Raw genomic sequence first — 20,021 nt, 5'->3', positions numbered from 1 at the left:
TCGTTGTTCGCATCGGCGATGCGTGCCGCGCATTGCCCCCGGATGCAAACTCGACATTGGACCGCGGTGCCGCTCCTCGCGACCATTCACGAACCCTCTCACCACTTCAGCAAAGGATTCGGACATGAGCGAGCAACTACGCGCGGCGGCCAAGGAATACATGGTGCGCTACGGCGGCGACACCTTCCCCAACCTGTTCCGCAGCGCCCGCGGCGCCATCGTCATCGACGACACGGGCCGCGAGATCCTCGACTTCACCTCGGGCCAGATGTGCGCCACCATCGGGCACAACCACCCGGCCATCGTGCGCGCGGTTCACGAGGCCGGCGAAAAGGCCTTCCACATGTTCAGCGGCATGATCCCTGAAGTCGTGGCCGAGCTGGCGCAGAAGATGGCGACCGAGTGGATGCCCGCACCGCTCACCAAGTCGATCTTCGTGAACACGGGTTCCGAGAGCAACGAAGTGGCGCTGCGCATGGCCAAGATGTACACCGGCGGCTTCGAGATCCTGGCCGTGGGCGGCTCGTGGCACGGCGTGACGGGCGGAACCAGCGCCGTGTCCTTCGCGAGCGACCGCAAGGGCTACGGCGTGCACGTGCCCGGCGTCTACCTGATGCCCGAGCCCAACGCCTATCGGCCTTACATCCAGGGCATGTCGGGCGAGGAGTCCGCGCTGGCTTGCCTGGAGTTGGGCCTGAAGATGTACGACATGGCCTCCACGGGCCGGCGCGCAGCCATCATCATCGAACCCATCATCAGCGCGGGCGGCGTCCTGGTGCCGCCGAAGTCGTACATGCAGGCCCTGCGCAAGGCGGCCGACGACCGCGGCATGCTGCTGATCTTCGACGAGGCGCAGACGGCGTTCGGCCGCATCGGGCACCGCACCGCGTCGGACTTCTACGGCGTGGTGCCCGACATCATGTCGGTGTCGAAGACCATGGGCGGCGGCCTGCCGCTGGCGGCCGTGGCCACCAGCCCGAAGATCGAGCAGGACGTGTTCGAAAAGGGCTTCACCTTCTACACGAGCCATGTCTCCGACCCGCTGCCCGCCACTGTGGGGCTGGCCGTGCTGGACACCATCCGAAAGGAAGGCCTGATCGAGCGCGCGCGCACCACCGGCGCCTACCTGCGCGGCCAACTGCTGGAGATGCAACAGCACTATGAAGCCATCGGCGACGTGCGCGGCGAAGGCCTGTTGCTGGGCGTGGAGCTGGTGCAGGACCGCGCCTCGCGCTTGCCGTACCACGAGTTGGGCGCGCGCACGACGAAGAAGTGCTTCGAACTGGGCCTGAGCATGAACATCCGGCGCCGCCCCGAGCGCGGCTCGGTGTGGCGCATTGCGCCGCCGCTCACGGTGAGCCGCGCGGAAATCGACCGCGCCATGGCCATCCTCGACCGCGCACTGCGCGAGAGCCTGGACGAGATCGCGAGTCCGGCCCCCGTGGCGCTGGCGGCCTGACCGGCACGGTGCGCATCATCATCATGAAGAACCGAACGATCTTCATCAGCGCAGCACTGCTGCTCGCCGTGGCGGGCGCCGGCGCGCAGGACAGCGGCGGCACGCTGGCCAAGGCCAGGGCAGCGGGCTCCATCACCATGGGCGTGCGCGAAGCCTCGCCACCCCTGTCGTATTCACTGGGCGGCAGCCACGTGGGCTATCACGTCGAGCTGTGCGAGCAGATGCTCGGCAAACTGCTGCCGGGCGTGGCGATCCGGCAGATGGTCGTGACCTCGCAGAACCGCGTGCCCCTGCTGCAGAACGGCACCGTCGACATCGAGTGCGGCTCCACCACCAACAACGCTGCGCGCCAGCAACAGGTCGCGTTCGCGAACACCTCCTACATCACCGAGGCGCGTTTCGCGGTGCGGGCGGCCAGCGGCATCCAGTCGGTGGAACAGCTCAAGGGCAGGACCATCGTCACCACCACCGGCACCACGCTGGTCCAGCGGCTGCGCAAGCTGGAGCAGGACCACAAGGGCTCCGGCTTGAACATCGTGCTGGCCAAGGACCATGCCGAAAGCTTCCTGCTGCTGGAAACCGGCCGCGCCGACGCCTTCGCCATGGACGACAACACGCTGGCCGGCAACATCGCCCATGCGCGCAACCCAGGCGATTTCAGGATCGTCGGCAAGCCGCTGGGCATCGAGCCGATTGCGATCATGCTGCGCAAGGAGGACCCGGCGTTCAAGAGCGCGGTGGACGGCTACCTGGATGGTGTGATGGCCTCGGGCGCGCTCGAGAAGCTCTACGCGAAGTGGTTCATGGCGCCGATCCCGCCTCGCAACGCCGTCATCAACATTTCGTTGAGCGACTCGCTGAAAGCGGCGTTCCAGTCGCCGAACGACCGCCCGGCCGAGGCCTACGAAGACAAGCCTTGAGCGTCTCGAGCGTGCAGTGGCGAAGCGCCGGCTGCCGGCGCCTCCGCCAGGATGGCACGCGCCTGCAGCTCGATGGGCCGATCCACCAGCTTGCCATCGACCGTGACGGCACCGTGCCCGTGCGCCAGCGCGGCAACAACTCGGCGGGCCCAGTCGATCTCGCGGTCCGACGGGGCGAAGCCGCTGTTCACTGCGCTCACCTGCCGGGGATGGATGCAGAGCTTGGCCCCCATGCCGTAGCGGCGCGAACGCTGCACGTCGTGCGCGATTTGCGCCGCATCGTCGGTGCCGAGTGTGACGCCGTCGACCGGCGCCTGCAGGCCCGCCATGCGCGAGACCAGCACCAGCTGCGTGCGTATCGCATCGAGTTCTTCTGCATCGCCGCGAATGCCTGCGTCGGCCATGAAGTCGAAGCTTCCGAAGGCCAGCCGCTGCACCCTGCGCACGCGCGCCAGCTCGACCGCCGCGAAATGCCCGGCGACGGTTTCCACCAGGGGCAGCAGCATCTGGTCTTCACGCAGCCGGCCGGCAAGTTCATGCAACTGCCCGGCGTCTTCCGCCTTCGGAAGCATCACCGCCCGCACGGCGCGCAGTGCGAGCAACTCGCAGTCATGTTCGTTCCAGGGCGTGCCTGGCGGATTGATGCGCAAGATCACGGGTCGGCTCGAAGCCTCCAGCCACGCGCGGGTGGCGGCGCGGGCGGCGTCCTTGTGGTCGGGCTGGACCGCATCTTCGAGGTCGACGATGACCGCGTGTGCGCCACTTGCCAACGCCTTGTCGATGCGTTCGGGTCGGTCACCCGGTACGAAGAGATAACTGCGTTCGATCATGGCGTGCATCCGATGAAGTCGAGAGATCAGGCGGCGCCCGTTGCCGCCGGCTGGCGTCCGCCGCGCAGCAGCGCCACGGTGCAGACGGCCGTGGCCAGGGCCAGCGCCACGAAGCCGGCGCGGTAGCTGCCGAACAGCGTGGCCAGAAGGCCGAAGACCGGCGGGCCGAGGACCACCCCGAAATAGGTGACGGCCAGCGTTCCGCCGGTGGCGATGCTGGCCTGCCCCGGCGGCGCCTGACGGGCCGCCTCGGCGAGGTACACGCCGTTCCAGCCGATCGCCGAGGCACCAAAGAGAACCAGCACCGCCAGCACCAGAACGGCAGGAACCCGGGTCGTGAGCAGCGCCGTCGCGAGCGCCGCCAGGCACATCATCAGCGACAGGACCGTGAGCATCCGGCGCGCGCCCAGCAGGCGATCCGCCACGTAGCCCCACAGCACCCGGCCGGTGACGCCGCCGACCTGCACCAGCGACAGCACCAGCCCGGCCGCCACCAAGCCGTAGGACAGAACGGCATCGAGGTAGGTGACCAGGTAGGCCGTGAGCGAGAGCTGGCACATCGAGAAGACGAAGGAACACCCGGCCAGCATGCGTAGCCCCGGATGCGAGAGCACCAGCCGCACCGGGCGCGCGAGATGCCCGAGCGACGGCTTCTGGCTCGGATCGCGGTCGGCGTCCAGGCTGCCGCGCAGCGATTGCGCGACCACCGCGCACAGGACATTGGCGGTCGCAGCCACCAGCAGCGCGGCCTGCCAGCCGCCCCACAGCAGCAAGCCAGGCACGGCGGCGCCAGCCACCACGCCGCCCAGGGGCACGCCGGTCTGCTTGAGCGAGAACACCAGGGACATGCGATGTGCGGGCGTCGTGCGGGCCAGCAGGTGGGAGCTGGCCGGCGTGATCGGGCCGTACCCGAGGCCGATCAGGAAGGCGCCCGCGGCGATGGCCGCCAGCGATGGCAACGCCGACAGCGCCAGCCCCGCCGCGCACAGCAGCAGGCCGACCTGGCTCATGCGAATGGCGCCGAAGCGCTTCACCGCCGTGCCTGCGGCCAGGCTCGTCAGGATGGCGCCGCCATAGACGATGGCAATGTACAAGCCGGTGTAGGCCGGCGAGATGCCTAGCGCTTGCGCCACCACGGGCGCCATCACGGGGAGGGTCAACACCGCTGCCGACACCAGCACCTGGATGGCCGTGGTGATGGCCAGCGGCATCAAGGACCGATCCTTCATCGACTGCCCGCCTCCCAATCGCGGCGCAGCATGGTGTTGTAGCTGAACCGATCGGCCGGGTGCGTGCTCTCGGAGACTTCCACCAGTTGCCCGTGGCGATTGCGATAGCGGCGGCAGATCCAAAGCGCCGGGCTGCGCGGCACAGCCTGCAGCGCGGCAGCCTGTTCGCGGCCCAAGGCCACGGCGCGGATCTCCTGCTCGACCGCCACCACGCGTTCGCCGAACTGTTCCTCGATCGCCGCATGCACCGCACCTCGCAGCGGCCCCATGATCCCGCGAATCGCGCGAAAGGCCGGATGGAGCCACAGCTCGGTGGTGCAGATTGGCAGTGGCTGCGCGGCGGCATGGCGACGGCCGCGCAGGTGCAGCCAGGTCTCGCCAACGCCGGCCTCCAGCTTGTCGGCCTGCAGGGCGTCCACTTCGACCGTGTCGCTGCTTTCGATCACCAGCGTGGTGTCGGTCGCGTACTGGTAGAGGTCGCTGACGTCCGCGATGTTCTGCCGATAGCCGCCCGCCTGGGCCGAGACCGCCTTGACCGTGGTGCCGACGCGGGGCTGACGCACCACCAGGCCGAGTTGCACCAGCCGGCGCAGCGCCTCGCGCGCGGTGGCGCGGCTCACACCGAACTGCTCGCACAACTCCTGCTCGGTGGGCAGTTGCGAACCCACGGGGTACTTGCCGCTCTCGATCTCGTTGAGCAGGGTCTTGGCCAACTGCATGTAGCGTGGCTGAGGCGACCCCAGCGAAGCGATCTGCGGGGCGGGGACGTTGTAGCTGTTCTCGGTCATTCGGCGATTGTGCGGGGTGCTGCGATCCGTCCGGCAGGTTTCAGATCGCGCCCGTGCTGCGCATCTGCGCGATCTGCTGTGCGCTGAAGCCGGCCTGCTGCAGCACGCTGTCCGTGTGCTCGCCCATGGCGGGAGCCGGTCTCGTCGGATGGGGGCCGGCGCGAACGGGTGACGCCACCATGCGCACCGGGCCGCTGGCGTGTTCGAAGTTCAGCAGCAGTTCCTGCTCGGCCACGAAATCGCTCTCCAGCGCCTGCGCCACGTCGTACACGGGCGCGGCCGGCACCTTGCCGGCGAAGCGCTTCATCCACGCTTCCGTGGTGGCGGTCTGCAGCACGGCGTCGAGCTCCTGCGTGATGCGGTCGCGGTGGGCCAGGCGGTCGGCAAAGGTCTTGAATTCCGGATCGTCGATCCATTCGGGCTTGCCGATGCACTGCGCCAGCACGGTCCAGAACTTCTCCTTGTTGCACATCAGGAAGATCCACCCGTCCTGTGTCTTGTAGAGCTGGCTCGGCGTCAGCGAGGGATGGCTGGAGCGCGTCTCGCGGCCGATCGCGCGGCCTGCATTGAGGTACCAGGTCGCCACGTAGGCCAGGTTGTGCAGCGCCACGTCGAACAGGCTGACATCGATGTCCCGGCCCACGCCGCTGGCGCGTGCGCCGACCACGCCGGCGAGCAGGCCCATGGCGGCGGTGGTGCCGGTCATCAGGTCGATGATCGACAGTCCCATGCGCGCGGGCGGACCGTCCGGTTCGCCGGTGAGCGAGAGATAGCCGGCCTCGGCCTGCATCAGGTAGTCGTAGCCTGGCCAAGCGGCCCGCGAACCGGTGCGGCCGTAGGCCGACAGGTGGCCGCAGACCAGCGAGGGATTCACGTCCTTCAAGTGCGCGTAGGTGAGGCCGAGCTTGGCCGGCAGGTCGCCGCGCAGGTTGTTGAACACGACGTCGGCCTTGCTCGCGAGGCGGCGCAGCGCCTCCTGGCCCTCGGGCTTCTTCAGGTCGAGCGTGATGCTCTTCTTGTTGCGGTTGAAGGATTGGTAGAAGTGGCTGTCGCCGGGCCCGAAATAGTGCGGGCCGACGGCGCGACCGACGTCGCCACCATCGTGCGGGTTCTCGATCTTGATCACCTCGGCGCCGAGGTCGGCCAGGTGCTGGGTGCCGAACGGGCCGGCGCCGTACTGCTCGACGGCGATGATGCGAAGCCCGGCGAGCGGCAGCCCGGCGGGTGCGTCGGCATGCGCCTGCACGGTCTCGCGCGCCATTGCGTGGGCCAGCGATTCGGGCGCGTTCATGCCGGGTTCCTCTCGATCAGTTGCTTGGCGATGATGATGCGCTGCAGTTCGTTGGTGCCCTCGCCGATCAGCAGCAACGGCGCGTCGCGGTACAGGCGCTCGATGTTGTATTCCTTGGAGTAGCCGTAGCCGCCGAAGATGCGCATCGCGTCGAGGGCGTTCTCCTGCCCTGCCTCCGTGGCGAAGTACTTGGCCATGCCAGCTTCCATGTCGCAGCGGTCGCCGCGGTCGTAGGCCTCGGCAGCGGCGTTCACCAGCAGGCGCGCGGCCTGGGTGCGGGTGGCCATTTCGGCCAGCTTGAGCTGGATCGCCTGGTGCTCGGCAATCGGCTTGCCGAAGGTCTTGCGCACCTGCGCATAGGCCACCGCCTCGTCGAGCGCCGCCTGGGCGATCCCGAGCCCGCGCGCCGCGACGTTGATGCGGCCCAGCTCCAGTCCGCCGAGCACCTGCTGCAGGCCCTTGCCTTCCACGCCGCCGACCAGCCGGTCGACCGGAACGCGATAATTCTCGAATGCGAGCGCGCAGGTGTCGATGCCCTTGTAGCCGAGCTTCTCGAGCTTCTTGCTGACAATGAAGCCCTCGCCCTTCTCCGCGATCAGCAAGCTCATGCCCTTGTGCCGCGGCTGGGCCTTGGGGTCGGTTTTCACGAGCAGCGCGAGGCAGTTGCCGTGCAGGCTGTTGGTGATCCACATCTTGCTGCCGTTGACCACGTAGTGGTCGCCGTCGCGCACGGCCACCGTGCGGATGGCCTGCAGGTCGGTGCCGGCATCCGACTCGGTCAGGCCGACGCCGCCGCGCAGCTCGCCGCTCGCGAAGCGCGGCAGGTAGTGGCGCTTCTGTTCTTCGGTGCCGGCGCGCTGCACCGCCATGGCCATGATCAGGTGCGAGTTGATGATGCCGGAGATCGACATCCACACGCGCGACATGCGTTCGATGATCTTGGCGTAGGTACGGGTCGACAGGCCCAGGCCACCGTATTCGGTGGCGATGAGACAGCCGAACAGGCCCATCTCCTTCATCTTCTCGACGATCTCGGCCGGGTACTCGTCGTCGTGCTCGAGCTGGTGGACGTGCGGCTTGACCTCCACCGTCAGGAATCGCTCCAGCATGTCGAGGATCAGTTCCTCCTGCTCGGCATCGTGGACGACGGGTTGGTGGCGAGCGTTCATGCGTGTTTCTCCGTTCGGGCGGGACGGCCCAGCAGTTGGGCCAGTTCGGCCGTGTCGCCGCGCTCGATGTCGAGCACGGCATTGAGGATGTGGTCGGCGTGCGCGCGGGGCACCGCGCGGGTCGCGTTGTCGATGAACTTGCGCACGATGTCTTCGCCGCTGATCGGGCGCCCCTCGGCGCCCCGGTTGACCGGTTCGGCATGTCGCAGCACGCGGCCGTCGCTGAGCTCGACGATCACCTCGCCGCCGAAGTAGCGCGGGAAGTCGGCCGTGGGATCGGCCTCGCAATCCACCAGCGCGGCCAGCGCCAGGGTCTGCGCGTCTTCGTAGGCGCGTGGCTCCAGCGCGTCGAGCGTGAAGCTGCCGAAGCGCAGGCCGGTGGCCACCGAATAGGGAACGCTGAACTGCGCCTCGTAGGCGTTGGCGGGGCGCCGCTTGTTCTCGATCGGCTCGCACACCGTCTTCATCGCGCCGGCCGGCACCCGTGCCACGATGCGGCGCACCGGCGCGCCCCGCCAGTCCGCATGCAGGTGACTCGCGGCGTCGGCGCAAGCGTGCGTGAAGTGGCAGGCCGGCACCGGCTTGACCGCGACGCGCTCGATCTCCCACTCCGCGCCCAGGCCGGCGCTGGCCAGCGACAGGTCGCACAGTTCCGCCAGCGGACCGAGGTGGCTGCGGTACAGGCCGAAGCGGCCCTCGTACGCGGCGCGCGTTCCGACGAACCCGTTCTTCGCGAGGGTTGCCGCGGTGATGCCGGCAGCGCCGGCCCAGCCCGGGTGAATTCGCTTGGTCCAGGCGCCGTCCTGCAGGAACTCGAGGCTGCCCGAGGCGAAGGACAACGCGATGCCCTGCGCATCGGTGGCGATGTCGGGCGACAGGCGCATCAAGCGCGCGGCCGCGAGTGCGCAGCCGAAGGTGCCGATCAGCCCGGTCGGATGAAAGCCGACCTGGTGAAAGCCGCCCTTGGCCGCGGCGCCCAGGCGGGTCGCGGTTTCCATGCCGACGATGTAGCTTGCCAGCAGCTGCGCGCCGGAGGCCCGCAGCCGCGTGGCCAGCCCGAGGGCGGCCGGCAGCACCGAGGTCGTCGCATGGATCACGCCTGCCGGATGGGTGTCGTCGAAGTCGAGTCCATGCACCAGCAGCGCGTTCATGATCACCGCGTCGCGCAGCGGCAGGTCCTGTCCGTAGCCGATGACGGGCGTGTCGCCGCCGGGCCCGGCGAGTTCGCGCAAGCCTGCCAGGGTGGCGCGCGAGAAGTCCCACTGCGTGCTGGCCAGTGCGATGCCGAGCGCATCGAGCATCAGGTGGGCAGCGCGCGAACGCACGGCCTCGGGAACGGCGGCCAGTTCCAGGCCGGTGGCGAAGTCGGAGAGCCGGCTCGAAAGCGTGGTGGCGGCAGCGCGTGCCGCGGGTTCGGCGTGGGTCATGGTCGCTTCAATCCACCTTCGCGCCGGAGAGCTTGACCGCGAGCGCCCATTTGTCGATCTCGGACTGGATGTAGCGGGTGAACTCGTCGGGCTTCATCACCGAAGGCTCGGCGCCCAGCGCGTTGAGCTGGTCGCGCACGTCCGGGGCATCGCGCCAGTGGGCTTGCAGGGCCTTGTTGAGCGTGTCGATCACCTCCTGCGGCGTGCCCTTGGGCGCCGCCAGGCCCACCCAGGCCGGGGCCTCGAAGTTGCCGAGGCCCGCCTCGGCGATGGTCGGCACGTCGGGCGCCGCCGGGTTGCGCTTCTTGGACGCCACCGCCAGCACGCGGACCTTGCCGGTGCGCATGTGCGGCAACAGCGCCGGGCCGGTGTCGATCATCACCTGCACCTGACCCGCGATCAGGTCGGTGACCGCGGCCGGGCTGCCCTTGTACGGAACGTGCGTGAGTTCGATGCCCTGCGCATGCTTGAACAGCTCCATCGTCAGGTGGCTGGTCACGCCGCTGCCGGCCGAGCCGTAGTTGATCTTGCCGGGCGACGCCTTGGCCAGGCTCACCAGGTCGGCCGCGGTCTGTGCCTGGAAGGCGGGGTTGACGGCGAGGAAAAGCGGCACCACCGCCAGCAGGCTCACGGGCTGGAAGTCGCGCAGCGGATGGTAGGTGAGCTTGGAATAGAGACTCGGATTGATGGCCATCGTGCCGCTCGAGCCCACGAGCAGCGTGTAGCCGTCGGGCGCCGCCTTGGCCACGGTCTCCGAGCCGATGATGCCGGCCGCGCCGGCCTTGTTGTCGACCACCACCGGCTGGCCCAGGGCATCCTGCAGCTTCTTCGCCGCGACGCGGGCGATCATGTCGGTGGCCTGCCCGGCCGGAAAGCCGACCACGAGGCGGATCGGGCGGTCCGGGTAGACGGCATGGGCCGCGGTCGCCGCCAGGGCGAAGGCCGCGGCGACGGCCTTGGCGAGCAGCGTGAAGGTCTTCTTGGGGGGCATCGGTTTGTCTCCTCGATGGATGGAAGGTGAATGCGAACGCGCGTCGTTCAGTCGCCCACGCCCGAGCCCCGCCGGGGTATCAAAGACATGCGGATGAATTCCATGACCATCACCCCGTCCTGATTCAGGCCGCGGGTGCGCGTGGTGACGATGCCTTGCGAGGGGCGGCTCCTGGATTCGCGCACCTCCAGCACCTCCGACTCGGCGTACAGCGTGTCGCCCGGGAAGACGGGGGCGGTGAGCTTGATCTCCTTCCAGCCCAGGTTGGCGATCGCCTTCGCGCTGACATCGTTGACCGTCATGCCGAGCACCACCGCCAGCGACAGGCCGCTGTTGACCAGCGGCCTCTTGAACTCGCTCTTGGCCGCGAAGTTCGCGTCGCAGTGCATCGGATGCGCGTTCATCGTCATCAGCGAGAAGTTGATGTTGTCGGACTCCGTGATGGTCCGGCCCGGCCGGTGCTCGTAGACATCGCCGACCACGAAGTCCTCGAGGTAGCGGCCATAGCTGGCGACATAGCGCTGCGGTTGGGTTTGGACGGCGGTGAGCATCGGATCCTCTGGAAGTGGCGGGATTTGGTTGAATTGGCTATTTGTACGTACAAATGATAGGGCGGCGGGTGTCGTCTGCTCCCGGGGAATACCCTAGGGTGGCGCAACCGCGCCGTTCTGATAATGCGCATTACCAACCTAGTAATACGCATAACCCTTTCATGAGCACCGTCCGGCGCCTGACCCAGCAGGACATCGCCAAGCTCGCGGGCGTGAGCCAGGCGACGGTGTCCCTGGTGCTCAACGACGCCGGCAACACGTTGGTGCGCATCCCGCCGGAAACCCGCGAGCGGGTGCAGAAGATCATTCGCGAGACCGGCTACGTGCCGGACCCGATCGCCCGGCGCATGGCCAGGGGGTCGAACCGGATCCTGGGCGTGTTCACCTACGAGCCGGCCTTCCCGAACGCCCACGCCGACTTCTTCCTGCCCTTCCTGTTCGGCATCGAGGAGGAGGCGCAGGCGCGTGGCTACGACCTGCTGCTCCTGACCGGCGCCGGTCAGGGCGCGCAGCGCAAGATCTTTGCCGAGGAGAGCCGGTTGCGCATCGCCGATGGCTGCATCGTGCTGGGCAAGACCTTCGACCGGACGGAACTCGCGCGGCTGGTGGCCGGCGACTACCCCTTCGTTGCCATCGGCCGTCGCGAGCACGCGGGCGGGCCCGTGCCCTTTGTCGGCGGCGACTACGCCACCGCGACCGCGGCGCTGGTGCGGCAGGCGCAGGAACTGGGCCATCGGCGCCTGGCCTATCTGGGCGCCATCGGCCCGGCCGAATCGCCGCAGGATCGCTGGACGGGCTTCAAGGCGGCGCTCGGTGCCGACCTCGAACTGGTCCTGCAACTGCCGGACACGCCGCCCGACGATGGACAACTGCTCGACGCGTTGCTCGCCAGCGGCGCGACCGCCGCCTTCTGCGTGGAGTTGGCCGATGCGGTGCGCCTCGAACGCGCGGCCCGGGCGCGCGGGCTTGGCCTGCCCGACGATCTCTCGGTCGTGGCGCTGGGCTCGCACATCCGCACGGAAGGCAGCGGCACGCGCTTCGCGTCGTTCGTCGTGCCGCGCGAGGAGATGGGCCGCCAGGCCACCGCGATGCTGGTGCGCCGTGTCGAAGGCGGCACGGCGCAGGCAGTGCAACAGGTGCTGCTGCCCTGCGAGCCGATCCGTGGCGAGACGCTCGGCCCCGCAAGGCCGCACTGAACTTCACCCCAAGGAACAACGACGCATGCGAGCGATGAAGACGGACATCCTGGTGGTCGGTGGCGGCCTCGGCGGCGTGGCGGCAGCGCTGGGCGCGTTGGAGGCCGGCCGCACGGTGGTGATGAGCGAGGAGTACGACTGGATCGGCGGCCAGCTCACGAGCCAGGCGGTGCCGCCCGACGAGCACAGCTGGGTCGAGCAGTTCGGCGTCACGCGCCGCTACCGTACGCTGCGCGATGGCATTCGCCGCTACTACCGGGACCACTACCCGCTCACCGCCGCCAGCCGCGCGTGGGCCGCGCTGAATCCGGGCGCCGGCTGGGTCAGTCGCCTCTGCGCGGAGCCGCGCGTCGGGCTGGCGGTGCTCGAAGCCATGCTCGCGCCCCATCGCGGCGCCGGCCGCCTGACCGTGCTGCAACCCTACCGCCCGGTCGCGGCCGACACGCAGGGCGACACGGTGCGCGCGGTGACCTTGCGCCATCGCGACACGCAGGACGAGATCACGGTCGCCGCCGCCTACGTGGTCGATGCCACCGAACTCGGCGACCTGATGCCGCTGACCCGTTGCGACTACGTGACGGGCTTCGAGAGCCAGGCCGACACGGACGAGCCGAGCGCTCCGGCCACGGCGCAGCCGCACAACGTGCAGGCGGTGTCGATCTGCTTCGCGATCGACCACGTCGACGGTGACCACACAATCGACAAGCCGCGCAACTACGACTTCTGGCGCGCCTACCGGCCGCACTTCTGGGGCGGCCCGCTGCTGGGCTTGAAGGCGCCCAACCCGCGGACCCTGGAGATCGCCGAGCGATCGTTCACCCCGAACCCCGACGACGATCCGCTGCAGGTCGATGCCGACCAGCGCAAGAGCGGCGGGGACCAGAACCTGTGGACTTTCAGGCGCATCGCGGCGCGGCGCAACTTCACGCCGGGCGCCTACGCCTCGGACATCTGCCTGGTGAACTGGCCCATGATCGACTACATGGAGGGCTCGATCCTCGATGTGTCCGAGGCCGAGAAGACGCGCCACCTGCAGGCCGCGGCCGAGCTCTCGCGCGCGGTCTTCTACTGGCTGCAGACCGAGGCGCTGCGCGCCGATGGCGGCGCGGGATTTCCCGGACTGCGCCTGCGCGGGGACGTGACCGGCACCGCGCACGGCCTGGCAATGGCACCCTACATCCGGGAAAGCCGGCGCATCCTGGGCGTCACGCGCATCGTCGAGCAGCATCTGTCGCACGCCGTGCGCGGCGACCAGGGCGCCGTGCGCTACCGCGACAGCGTCGGGATCGGCATGTACCGCATCGACCTGCACCCCTCCACGGGCGGCGACAACTACATCGACGTGCCGTCCTGCCCCTTCGAGATCCCGCTCGGCGCCTTGCTGCCGCGTCGCCTGACAAACCTGCTGGCCGGCGGCAAGAACATCGCGACCACGCACATCACCAACGGCTGCTACCGGCTGCACCCGGTGGAATGGAACGTCGGCGAAGTGGCCGGGATGCTGGCCGCGCATTGCCTCGACCACGACACCACGCCGCACCAGGTGCAGGCCGACGACGCTCGACTCGCCGCCTTCCAGGCGCTGCTCGCGCGCGCCGGCGTCGAGACGCGCTGGCCCGACGTGCGCGCCTACTGAGACACCGACCGCTTCGCAGACACCGAGGAGACCCGAACCATGCCCCACCCCAAGACGTTCGTGAGCTTGCGCGCCATCGCCGGCGGCCTGGCCCTGTCGCTGGCCCTCGCGGCCGGCGCATCGGCCGAGACCCGGCTGCGCATGACCATCTGGAGCGCCAACGAAGCGCACCTGAAGCTCTTCAACGGCATCGCCGAGGGCTTCAAGAAGGAGAACCCCGAGGTCACGGTCAGTTTCGAATCGCTGCCCTTCGAGACCTACACGACCGCACTGACCACGCAGATCGCCGGCGGCAACGCCCCCGACATGGCCTGGATCTTCGAGACCACCGCCTTTGACTTCGTCAACTCCGGCGCCCTCATGCCGCTGACCAAGACGCTGGCGGCCACGCCGGGCTACAACCTCGGCGAGATCAGCCCGTCGGCCACCGAGCGCTGGTCCAGGGGCGGCATGCTCTACGCCTACCCCTTCTCGACCTCGCCCTTCGCGGTGTTCGTCAACAACGACCTGATCCGCAAGGCCGGCGCCAAGACCCCGGCCGAGCTGATCGCCGCCGGGCAGTGGACCTGGCCCGCCGCCATCGCGACGGCGCAGGCGGTCGCGCAAGGCGGCAAGGGCGGCCTGGTGGTGCGCGACTTCAACTACCAGGCCTGGCAGTACCTGTCCTCGGTCTGGAATGCTTGGGGCGCCGCGCCCTGGAGCGCCGACGGCAAGCGCTGCACGTTCACCGACAAGCCCATGGTCGACGCCCTGGGATTCATCCACGACGCGATCTTCACGAAGAAGGCGATCCCCGGACCCGGCCAGAACGTCGACTTCTTCGCGGGCGATGCCGCCATGACGATCACGCAGATCAGCCGGGCCTCGCTCCTGCCCAAGGACCATCGCTTCGATTGGGACCTGGTGCCGCTGCCCAAAGGCACCACGGGCGACTACGCGATCGTCGGCCAGGCCGGCATCGGCGTCCTGCAGTCGGGCAAGAACGCCGCCACGGCGGCCGCGTTCGTCGCCTACATGACCAACCCCGAGAACTCGGCCAAGCTCGCGCAGTTCTTCCCCTCGGCGCGCAAGTCCCTGCTCAACGCCGAAGTGCTCGGCAAGACCAACGCCCTGCTCTCGCCCGCACAGCTCGACAAGGTCGTGATCTCGGGCATCGCGACCGGCAAGGTGATGCCGGCGCACACGGACTTCGCGCGCCTGCAGCAGATGGTGCGCTCCGGCCTCGATGCCGTGTGGCAACCCAAGGCCGACATTCCGGCGGCGACGCGCGCGATCTGCGCCCAGATCGACCCGCTGCTTGCGAAGTAAGGCACCGCCGCCAGCGCGCGACACCCCGCCGGACTGCACCCATGGCACGATCAGCCGATCCCGCTTCCGAACGGCCGACGCCCCCGCCGCGGCCGTTCTGGACGATCGCGCGACGCGACAGCGTGGCGGGGTGGCTCTTCGCCGCACCGCAACTGGCGGGCACGCTCGTCTTCGTGCTCGCTCCGCTGGTGCTGGTGTTCTGGTACTCGCTGCACGAATGGAACGTGCTGGCCAACACCTTCAGCTACACCGGCGCCGGCAACTATGAGCAGCTCTGGAGCGACCCTTCGCTTCCGGGCGTACTGCTGGCCTCGGCCTTGTTCTCCAGCGGGCTGGTGGTCCTGAACATGAGCCTGGCCCTGCTGCTCGCCGTGCTGCTGAACCAGAAGCTGGCGGGCATCACGGTGTTGCGCACGCTGTTCTTCTCGCCCGTGGTGGTCTCGCTGGTCGCCTGGACCATCGTCTGGGGCTTCCTGCTGCAGCACAACGGCGGCATCAACGGCACGCTCAGGCTGCTGGGCATCGAAGGCCCGAACTGGCTGCGCACGCCCACCACCGCGATGCTGTCGGTGATCGTGGTGCAGGTGTTCAAGAACGTCGGGCTCAACATGGTGCTCTTCCTCGCCGCGCTGCAGGGCGTTCCGCGCGAGCTCTATGAAGCTGCGCGCATCGACGGCGCGCCGCGCTTCAAGCAGTTCCGTCGCATCACGCTGCCGCTCATCAGTCCGACGATCCTGCTGACGTCCATCATCACGATCGTCGGCTCGCTGCAGGTATTCGCGCAGATCGCGGTGCTGACGCAAGGCGGGCCGGGCGTGTCCACCACGGTGCTGGTGTACTACCTGTACCAGCAGACCTTCCAGTTCCATCGCTTCGGCTACGGCTCCACGCTCGCCATCGTGCTGTTCGCGATCGTGGCGCTGCTGACCCTGGCCCAGTGGCAGATGCGCAAGAAGTTTGTTTTCCATGAACAGTGAGATGCCCGCACGCATGAAGGTCGCGCTGTACGGGCTGATCTGCGTCTTGCTCGTCCCCTTCGTGTTCCCGACCTGGTGGATGGTGACGTCGTCGCTCAAGCCGATCAGCGACATCTTCGTGTTTCCGCCGCAGCTGTTTCCGACGCATCCGGACTGGAGCACCTACACGCAGGTGTTCACGATCCAGCCCTTCGCGCAGCAGTACTGGAACTCGGCCTGGATCGCGGCCGTGGTGACCGCCGGAACGCTCGCCGTGTCGTCGATGGCGGGTTACGCCTTCGCGCGCATCCGCTTCCCCGGGGCCAATGCCTTGTTCATGGTCGTGTTGACCGGGCTGCTGATCCCTTCCGAGGTGACCATCGTGCCGCTGTTCCGGATGTTCCTGAAGCTGGGCTGGGTCAACACGCACTGGCCGCTGGTGCTGATACCGATCTTCGGCGCGCCCAGTGTGTTCGCGACCTTCGTCATGCGCCAGTTCTTCATCGCGCTGCCGCAGGAGCTGGAGGAAGCCGCGCGGGTGGACGGGCTCGGGCGCTTCAAGATCTTCCGCACCATCGCGCTGCCGCTCGCGCGGCCGGCGCTGGCGTCGGTGGCGATCTTCACCTTCCTGCACAGCTGGAACCTGTACCTGGAGCCGATCGTGTTCCTGTCGACGCCCTCGAAGTTCACACTGCCGCAGGCACTCACGCAGTACACCGACGCCTACGGCGGGCCGATGTGGAACATCCAGCTGGCCGCGGCCACGCTCACGGCGCTGCCGATCCTGATCGTCTTCGTGCTGGCGCAGAAGCAGTTCGTCGAAGGCCTGGCCCACACCGGGCTCAAGGGCTAGCTCTTTCCTCCAGACCCACTTCATGGCAGCCGTCCTTCTCTCCGGAATCCAGAAGCGCTTTGGCGCCGTGCAGGTCATTCACGGCCTGGACCTGCACATCCAGGACGGCGAGTTCGTGGCGCTGGTGGGGCCCTCGGGCTGTGGCAAGTCGACGTTGTTGCGCCTGATCGCAGGGCTGGAAGCCGCCACGCACGGCCGCATCCACATCGGCGGGCGCGACGTGACCGACCTCGATCCGAAGGACCGCGACATCGCGATGGTGTTCCAGAACTACGCGCTCTATCCGCACATGACGGTGGCGGCCAACATGGGCTTCTCGCTGGAGCACCGCGGCCGGCCGCGCTCGGAGATCGACCAGCGCGTGCGCTGGGCGGCCGACCTGCTGGGGCTGGCCCAGCTGCTCGCGCGCTACCCGCGCCAGCTCTCGGGCGGCCAGCGCCAGCGCGTCGCCATGGGGCGCGCCATCGTGCGCGATCCGCAGGTGTTCCTGTTCGACGAGCCCCTGTCCAACCTGGATGCGAAGCTGCGCATCGTCATGCGCGGCGAGATCAAGGGCCTGCACCAGCGGCTGCGGACCACCACGGTCTATGTCACGCACGACCAGGTCGAGGCGATGACGATGGCCGACCGCATCGTGGTGCTCAACGCAGGCCGGGTCGAGCAGGTGGGCTCGCCGCTCGAATTGTTCGACCGCCCGGCCAATCGGTTTGTGGCGGGGTTCATCGGCTCGCCGGCGATGAACTTCATCGCCGGCCGCTGCACGCCCACGGGCTTTGCGGGCGCCGGCGTCACATGGCCTCTTGCTCCGGCCGCCCATCCCATGCATCCGGGACGCGAGGCCGTCTGCGGCGTCCGGCCCGAGCATTTCGAGATCTGCCTGCCCGGCGAAGGCATGGCAGCGCGGGTGCTGCTGGTGGAGCCGCTGGGCTCCGAGACGCAACTGAGCCTGCGACTGGGCGAAGCGCAGGTGATCGCCCTGTTCCACGAGCGCCTCGCCATGGCGCCGGGCGACGTGCTGCACCTGCGGCCGAAGGAGGGTGCGGTGCATCTGTTCGACGCAGCAAGCGGCCTGCGGATGGACGGGGCGTCCGACGCCCCACGCTGATCTCCGGCCGTGCCGCTCACGGATCAGGAATCCCCGTCCGCGTTGGTCGACGAGACCGTGCGGCGGAACCTGGATGAGGGAAGAAGCCGAGCGCGGTGAGGCCTGCCCGTCGCCCCGAAGCTGGGCATCACGCAAGCAGCAGCGGCATACCGGGGTCGCCCTTCTGCATGGCGCGCTGGTAGGCCTCCCGGCCTGCGATGCGCTGCAGGTAGGCCAGGATGCTCGGATACGGCCCGAGGTCGAACGGCATGAAGTACCGCATCGTCGTCAACGAGAAGACCGTCATGATGTCCGCAGCGGAGAAGCTCTCACCGGCCAGGAACGGCACGTTGCCGAGCCGCTTCTCGATCAGCGCGAAAGCGCCCACCAGGCGGCCGCCCAGGCGGGCGGCGATGGGGTTGTCGTCCGGCAGGTTCAGTCTGCGCAGGATCATGTTGCGACCCATGTTCGGCTGGAAGTTCCCGTTGGCGTAGTGCCACCAGAAGAGGTAGTGCGCATAGTCCGGGTGATCCGGTCCGAGCGTCAGCCGCCCGTTGCCGTACTTCGCGATGATGTATTCGACGATGGCACCCGACTCCGCAAGCAGGAGATCCCCGTCGCTGATCACGGGCGCCGTGCCGAGCGGGTGCAGCGCGACCAGTTCCGGCGGTGCCAGCGCGGTGACCGCATCCCGCACGTAGTGCCTGAGTTCGTAGGTCAGGCCGAGCTCCTCGCACAGCCACACGATACGCTCTGATTGCGACTTGCCGAGATGATGGACGGTCAGCACGGTGCTTCCTTGAGACTGGGACGATGGATCATCGCAGGGGTGCGGGTTCAGCCCTCCCGGAACGCAGCGGCTGCGGTCAGAATGCGACCCGCTGCGGCTCGGCCTCTCCGGGTCGACGGCGCGATCGGATGACACCCCGCCGGGAACTCGCCCGCTCCGTCGCGCTGGCGTGTGAGCGGGTCCATGGCCTCGGAGCGGACGCCTGTTGTTGCCGCTGCAAACGTTCCCCTCCTTGGCTTCAAGGCCCGTGGCGAGCGGCGGCGCGGACGGCGAGGGCCGCAAAAGTCGACCTTGTCCTATTAAACTTTCGTTCTAATAATGGAACGTTCGACGCCTCCATCGGCGCCCTCCCTTCCCATGAAGCTTCTTCCCTCGACCGAACTGTTCATCGATGCGGCCCGCGTCGAGTTCGAACCCCTGGTCGGGATGTGGCCGAAAAGCATTGGCGGCAAGGTCCTCCCCATCGGAGCGTCGGTCTTCGGCGATCTGTTCTTTCAGAGGCCCGAGGGCAACGTACAGAAGCTGGACGTGATCGAAGGCGGTGTGCATCACGCGGCCTTTCATCTCGGGGAATTCACGCTGTTGCTGGGCTCGCAGTACTGGCGTGACACCCACTTGATGAGCCATGGCGCGGGTCTGGCCCGGCGCCGAGGCCTCGCCCGACGGAAGGGGCAGTTCTTCGGCTTTACCAGGCACCCCTTTCACGACGGCCGGATCGACTGGAATTCGCTGACCTGCTTCGACGCGGTGGAGTGGCACGCGATCTGTGCAAAGGCGCTGGACAGGCGACCCGGGCCAACCGGTTCCCAGACTCGCACCGCCCGGGTTCGACGGCCCGTCGACGGCTGATGCGGACGACGACGAGCCACCAACTGGCTTCGTGAAGGAAGCGGGATGCGATTCCAGGCGACAGTCCAGGCTGTCGTGCGCGTCCGCGGCAAGGTGGTCGGGCAGGTTCGCGACGCCATGGCCGCCCGGAAGCCGCGCTGGATCACGCCCCGTCGCGGTTTGGGATCACCGGCCATGATCGCCTCCACGCGCACCGTTCACCGCGGCGCCGCGCAAAAAAAGGACCCGCAGGCCCTTTCATCCGGTGGCGAAGTCGCTCAGCCGATTCGAACTGCGACGGCGGCGGAAGCGGCTATGACGACCCCTACAAACACCATCAGCGCCACGGACCAGGCGCGCCTGGCGTGCAGAACGGGTCCCGCGGACGAACCGGAGAGCTTCGCGATCCAGAGAAGCGCTCCCGAAATGACACTCAAGGCAGCCGCAAGGACGAGGAAGGTGGCGAAGTCCGCCCCCACCGGGCCGGCATAGAAATTGGCGCGACTGACGGGCACGACGAGGGTAAAGATCAAAAACATGACCGACCCGGCGACGACGATCCAGGACACTGCTTGCGACAGCGACGCGAGAATCCGCTGCGCAGACCATTCCGATGGCCAGGTGAGCGGGCGCAGGTCAACGCGAGCGAAAGGAGACGCCTGCTTGACGTCCTCATTCGTAACACTTCGGGATGCGGCCTCGGTAAACATGGGTC

General features: G+C 68.2%; 19 protein-coding genes. 9 read left to right on the top strand and 10 right to left on the bottom strand.

Annotation, left to right across the window (positions count from 1 at the left end):
• The first annotated feature begins 124 nt into the window (after positions 1 to 124).
• Complete coding sequence (locus QTH97_RS22165) at positions 125 to 1,459, top strand: aspartate aminotransferase family protein (protein ID WP_286570627.1); 1,335 nt, start codon at positions 125 to 127, stop codon at positions 1,457 to 1,459.
• 23 nt (positions 1,460 to 1,482) lie between these two features.
• Positions 1,483 to 2,379 carry a transporter substrate-binding domain-containing protein gene (locus QTH97_RS22160; RefSeq protein WP_286570626.1) on the top strand — a complete coding sequence of 299 codons (897 nt, stop codon included), beginning with the start codon at positions 1,483 to 1,485 and terminating at the stop codon, positions 2,377 to 2,379.
• Here the strand turns inward: QTH97_RS22160 and QTH97_RS22155 are convergent.
• Genes QTH97_RS22155 through QTH97_RS22120 form a run of 8 tightly spaced genes read right to left on the bottom strand, consistent with a single transcriptional unit; the run spans position 2,361 to position 10,655 of the window.
• A complete protein-coding gene (locus tag QTH97_RS22155) occupies positions 2,361 to 3,209 on the bottom strand; it encodes an HpcH/HpaI aldolase/citrate lyase family protein (RefSeq protein WP_286570625.1) in 849 nt (282 codons plus the stop codon). The genes QTH97_RS22160 and QTH97_RS22155 overlap by 19 nt on opposite strands.
• Positions 3,210 to 3,235: 26 nt before the next feature.
• Positions 3,236 to 4,438 (bottom strand): MFS transporter, encoded by a 1,203-nt coding sequence (locus QTH97_RS22150; protein WP_286570624.1) that lies wholly within the window; start codon positions 4,436 to 4,438, stop codon positions 3,236 to 3,238.
• Positions 4,435 to 5,226: a GntR family transcriptional regulator gene (locus tag QTH97_RS22145; protein ID WP_286570623.1), complete on the bottom strand. Its 792-nt coding sequence runs from the start codon at positions 5,224 to 5,226 to the stop codon at positions 4,435 to 4,437. The genes QTH97_RS22150 and QTH97_RS22145 overlap by 4 nt, the downstream gene beginning before the upstream one ends.
• 40 nt (positions 5,227 to 5,266) lie before the next feature.
• Positions 5,267 to 6,487, bottom strand: a complete 1,221-nt coding sequence (locus tag QTH97_RS22140; RefSeq protein ID WP_286570705.1) for a CaiB/BaiF CoA transferase family protein — start codon at positions 6,485 to 6,487, stop codon at positions 5,267 to 5,269.
• A gap of 26 nt (positions 6,488 to 6,513) precedes the next feature.
• On the bottom strand, positions 6,514 to 7,686 hold the full coding sequence (locus QTH97_RS22135; RefSeq protein WP_286570622.1) for an acyl-CoA dehydrogenase family protein: 1,173 nt from the start codon (positions 7,684 to 7,686) through the stop codon (positions 6,514 to 6,516).
• Entirely contained in the window at positions 7,683 to 9,113 is a 1,431-nt protein-coding gene (locus QTH97_RS22130; RefSeq protein WP_286570621.1) for an MmgE/PrpD family protein, read from the bottom strand. Before QTH97_RS22130 ends, QTH97_RS22135 begins: the two co-directional genes overlap by 4 nt.
• 7 nt (positions 9,114 to 9,120) lie before the next feature.
• Entirely contained in the window at positions 9,121 to 10,104 is a 984-nt protein-coding gene (locus tag QTH97_RS22125; RefSeq protein WP_286570620.1) for a Bug family tripartite tricarboxylate transporter substrate binding protein, read from the bottom strand.
• A gap of 47 nt (positions 10,105 to 10,151) precedes the next feature.
• Positions 10,152 to 10,655, bottom strand: coding sequence for a MaoC family dehydratase (locus QTH97_RS22120; RefSeq protein WP_286570619.1), 504 nt, complete (start codon positions 10,653 to 10,655; stop codon positions 10,152 to 10,154).
• Between the two features lie 161 nt (positions 10,656 to 10,816).
• On the opposite strand from QTH97_RS22120, the gene QTH97_RS22115 reads away from it, so the two are divergent.
• From QTH97_RS22115 to QTH97_RS22090, 6 genes are read left to right on the top strand one after another with little or no spacing between them, the layout of a single operon-like run.
• Positions 10,817 to 11,851 carry a LacI family DNA-binding transcriptional regulator gene (locus QTH97_RS22115; RefSeq protein ID WP_286570618.1) on the top strand — a complete coding sequence of 345 codons (1,035 nt, stop codon included), beginning with the start codon at positions 10,817 to 10,819 and terminating at the stop codon, positions 11,849 to 11,851.
• A 25-nt stretch (positions 11,852 to 11,876) separates the two neighbouring features.
• Positions 11,877 to 13,487, top strand: a complete 1,611-nt coding sequence (locus QTH97_RS22110; RefSeq protein ID WP_286570617.1) for an FAD-dependent oxidoreductase — start codon at positions 11,877 to 11,879, stop codon at positions 13,485 to 13,487.
• Between the two features lie 39 nt (positions 13,488 to 13,526).
• Entirely contained in the window at positions 13,527 to 14,795 is a 1,269-nt protein-coding gene (locus QTH97_RS22105; protein WP_286570616.1) for an extracellular solute-binding protein, read from the top strand.
• Between the two features lie 41 nt (positions 14,796 to 14,836).
• Positions 14,837 to 15,772: a carbohydrate ABC transporter permease gene (locus tag QTH97_RS22100; RefSeq protein WP_286570615.1), complete on the top strand. Its 936-nt coding sequence runs from the start codon at positions 14,837 to 14,839 to the stop codon at positions 15,770 to 15,772.
• A complete protein-coding gene (locus QTH97_RS22095; protein WP_286570614.1) occupies positions 15,762 to 16,604 on the top strand; it encodes a carbohydrate ABC transporter permease in 843 nt (280 codons plus the stop codon). The genes QTH97_RS22100 and QTH97_RS22095 overlap by 11 nt, the downstream gene beginning before the upstream one ends.
• Before the next feature lie 22 nt (positions 16,605 to 16,626).
• Positions 16,627 to 17,709: an ABC transporter ATP-binding protein gene (locus QTH97_RS22090; protein ID WP_286570613.1), complete on the top strand. Its 1,083-nt coding sequence runs from the start codon at positions 16,627 to 16,629 to the stop codon at positions 17,707 to 17,709.
• 127 nt (positions 17,710 to 17,836) lie between these two features.
• Here QTH97_RS22090 and QTH97_RS22085 read toward each other — a convergent pair whose 3' ends face one another.
• Positions 17,837 to 18,478 (bottom strand): glutathione S-transferase family protein, encoded by a 642-nt coding sequence (locus QTH97_RS22085; protein ID WP_286570612.1) that lies wholly within the window; start codon positions 18,476 to 18,478, stop codon positions 17,837 to 17,839.
• 318 nt (positions 18,479 to 18,796) lie between these two features.
• Between QTH97_RS22085 and QTH97_RS22080 the strand changes: the two genes are divergently transcribed.
• Positions 18,797 to 19,327 (top strand): hypothetical protein, encoded by a 531-nt coding sequence (locus QTH97_RS22080; RefSeq protein ID WP_286570611.1) that lies wholly within the window; start codon positions 18,797 to 18,799, stop codon positions 19,325 to 19,327.
• 257 nt (positions 19,328 to 19,584) lie between these two features.
• Here QTH97_RS22080 and QTH97_RS22075 read toward each other — a convergent pair whose 3' ends face one another.
• The gene (locus tag QTH97_RS22075; protein ID WP_286570610.1) at positions 19,585 to 20,016 is read right to left on the bottom strand and encodes a hypothetical protein; all 432 of its coding nucleotides are present in this window, start codon (positions 20,014 to 20,016) and stop codon (positions 19,585 to 19,587) included.
• Between the last annotated feature and the right edge of the window lie 5 nt (positions 20,017 to 20,021).

It is taken from the genome of Variovorax gracilis (genome assembly GCF_030317115.1).
Taxonomy (GTDB): domain Bacteria; phylum Pseudomonadota; class Gammaproteobacteria; order Burkholderiales; family Burkholderiaceae_C; genus Variovorax; species Variovorax gracilis.
This window is presented reverse-complemented; position numbering and strand designations above follow the sequence as displayed.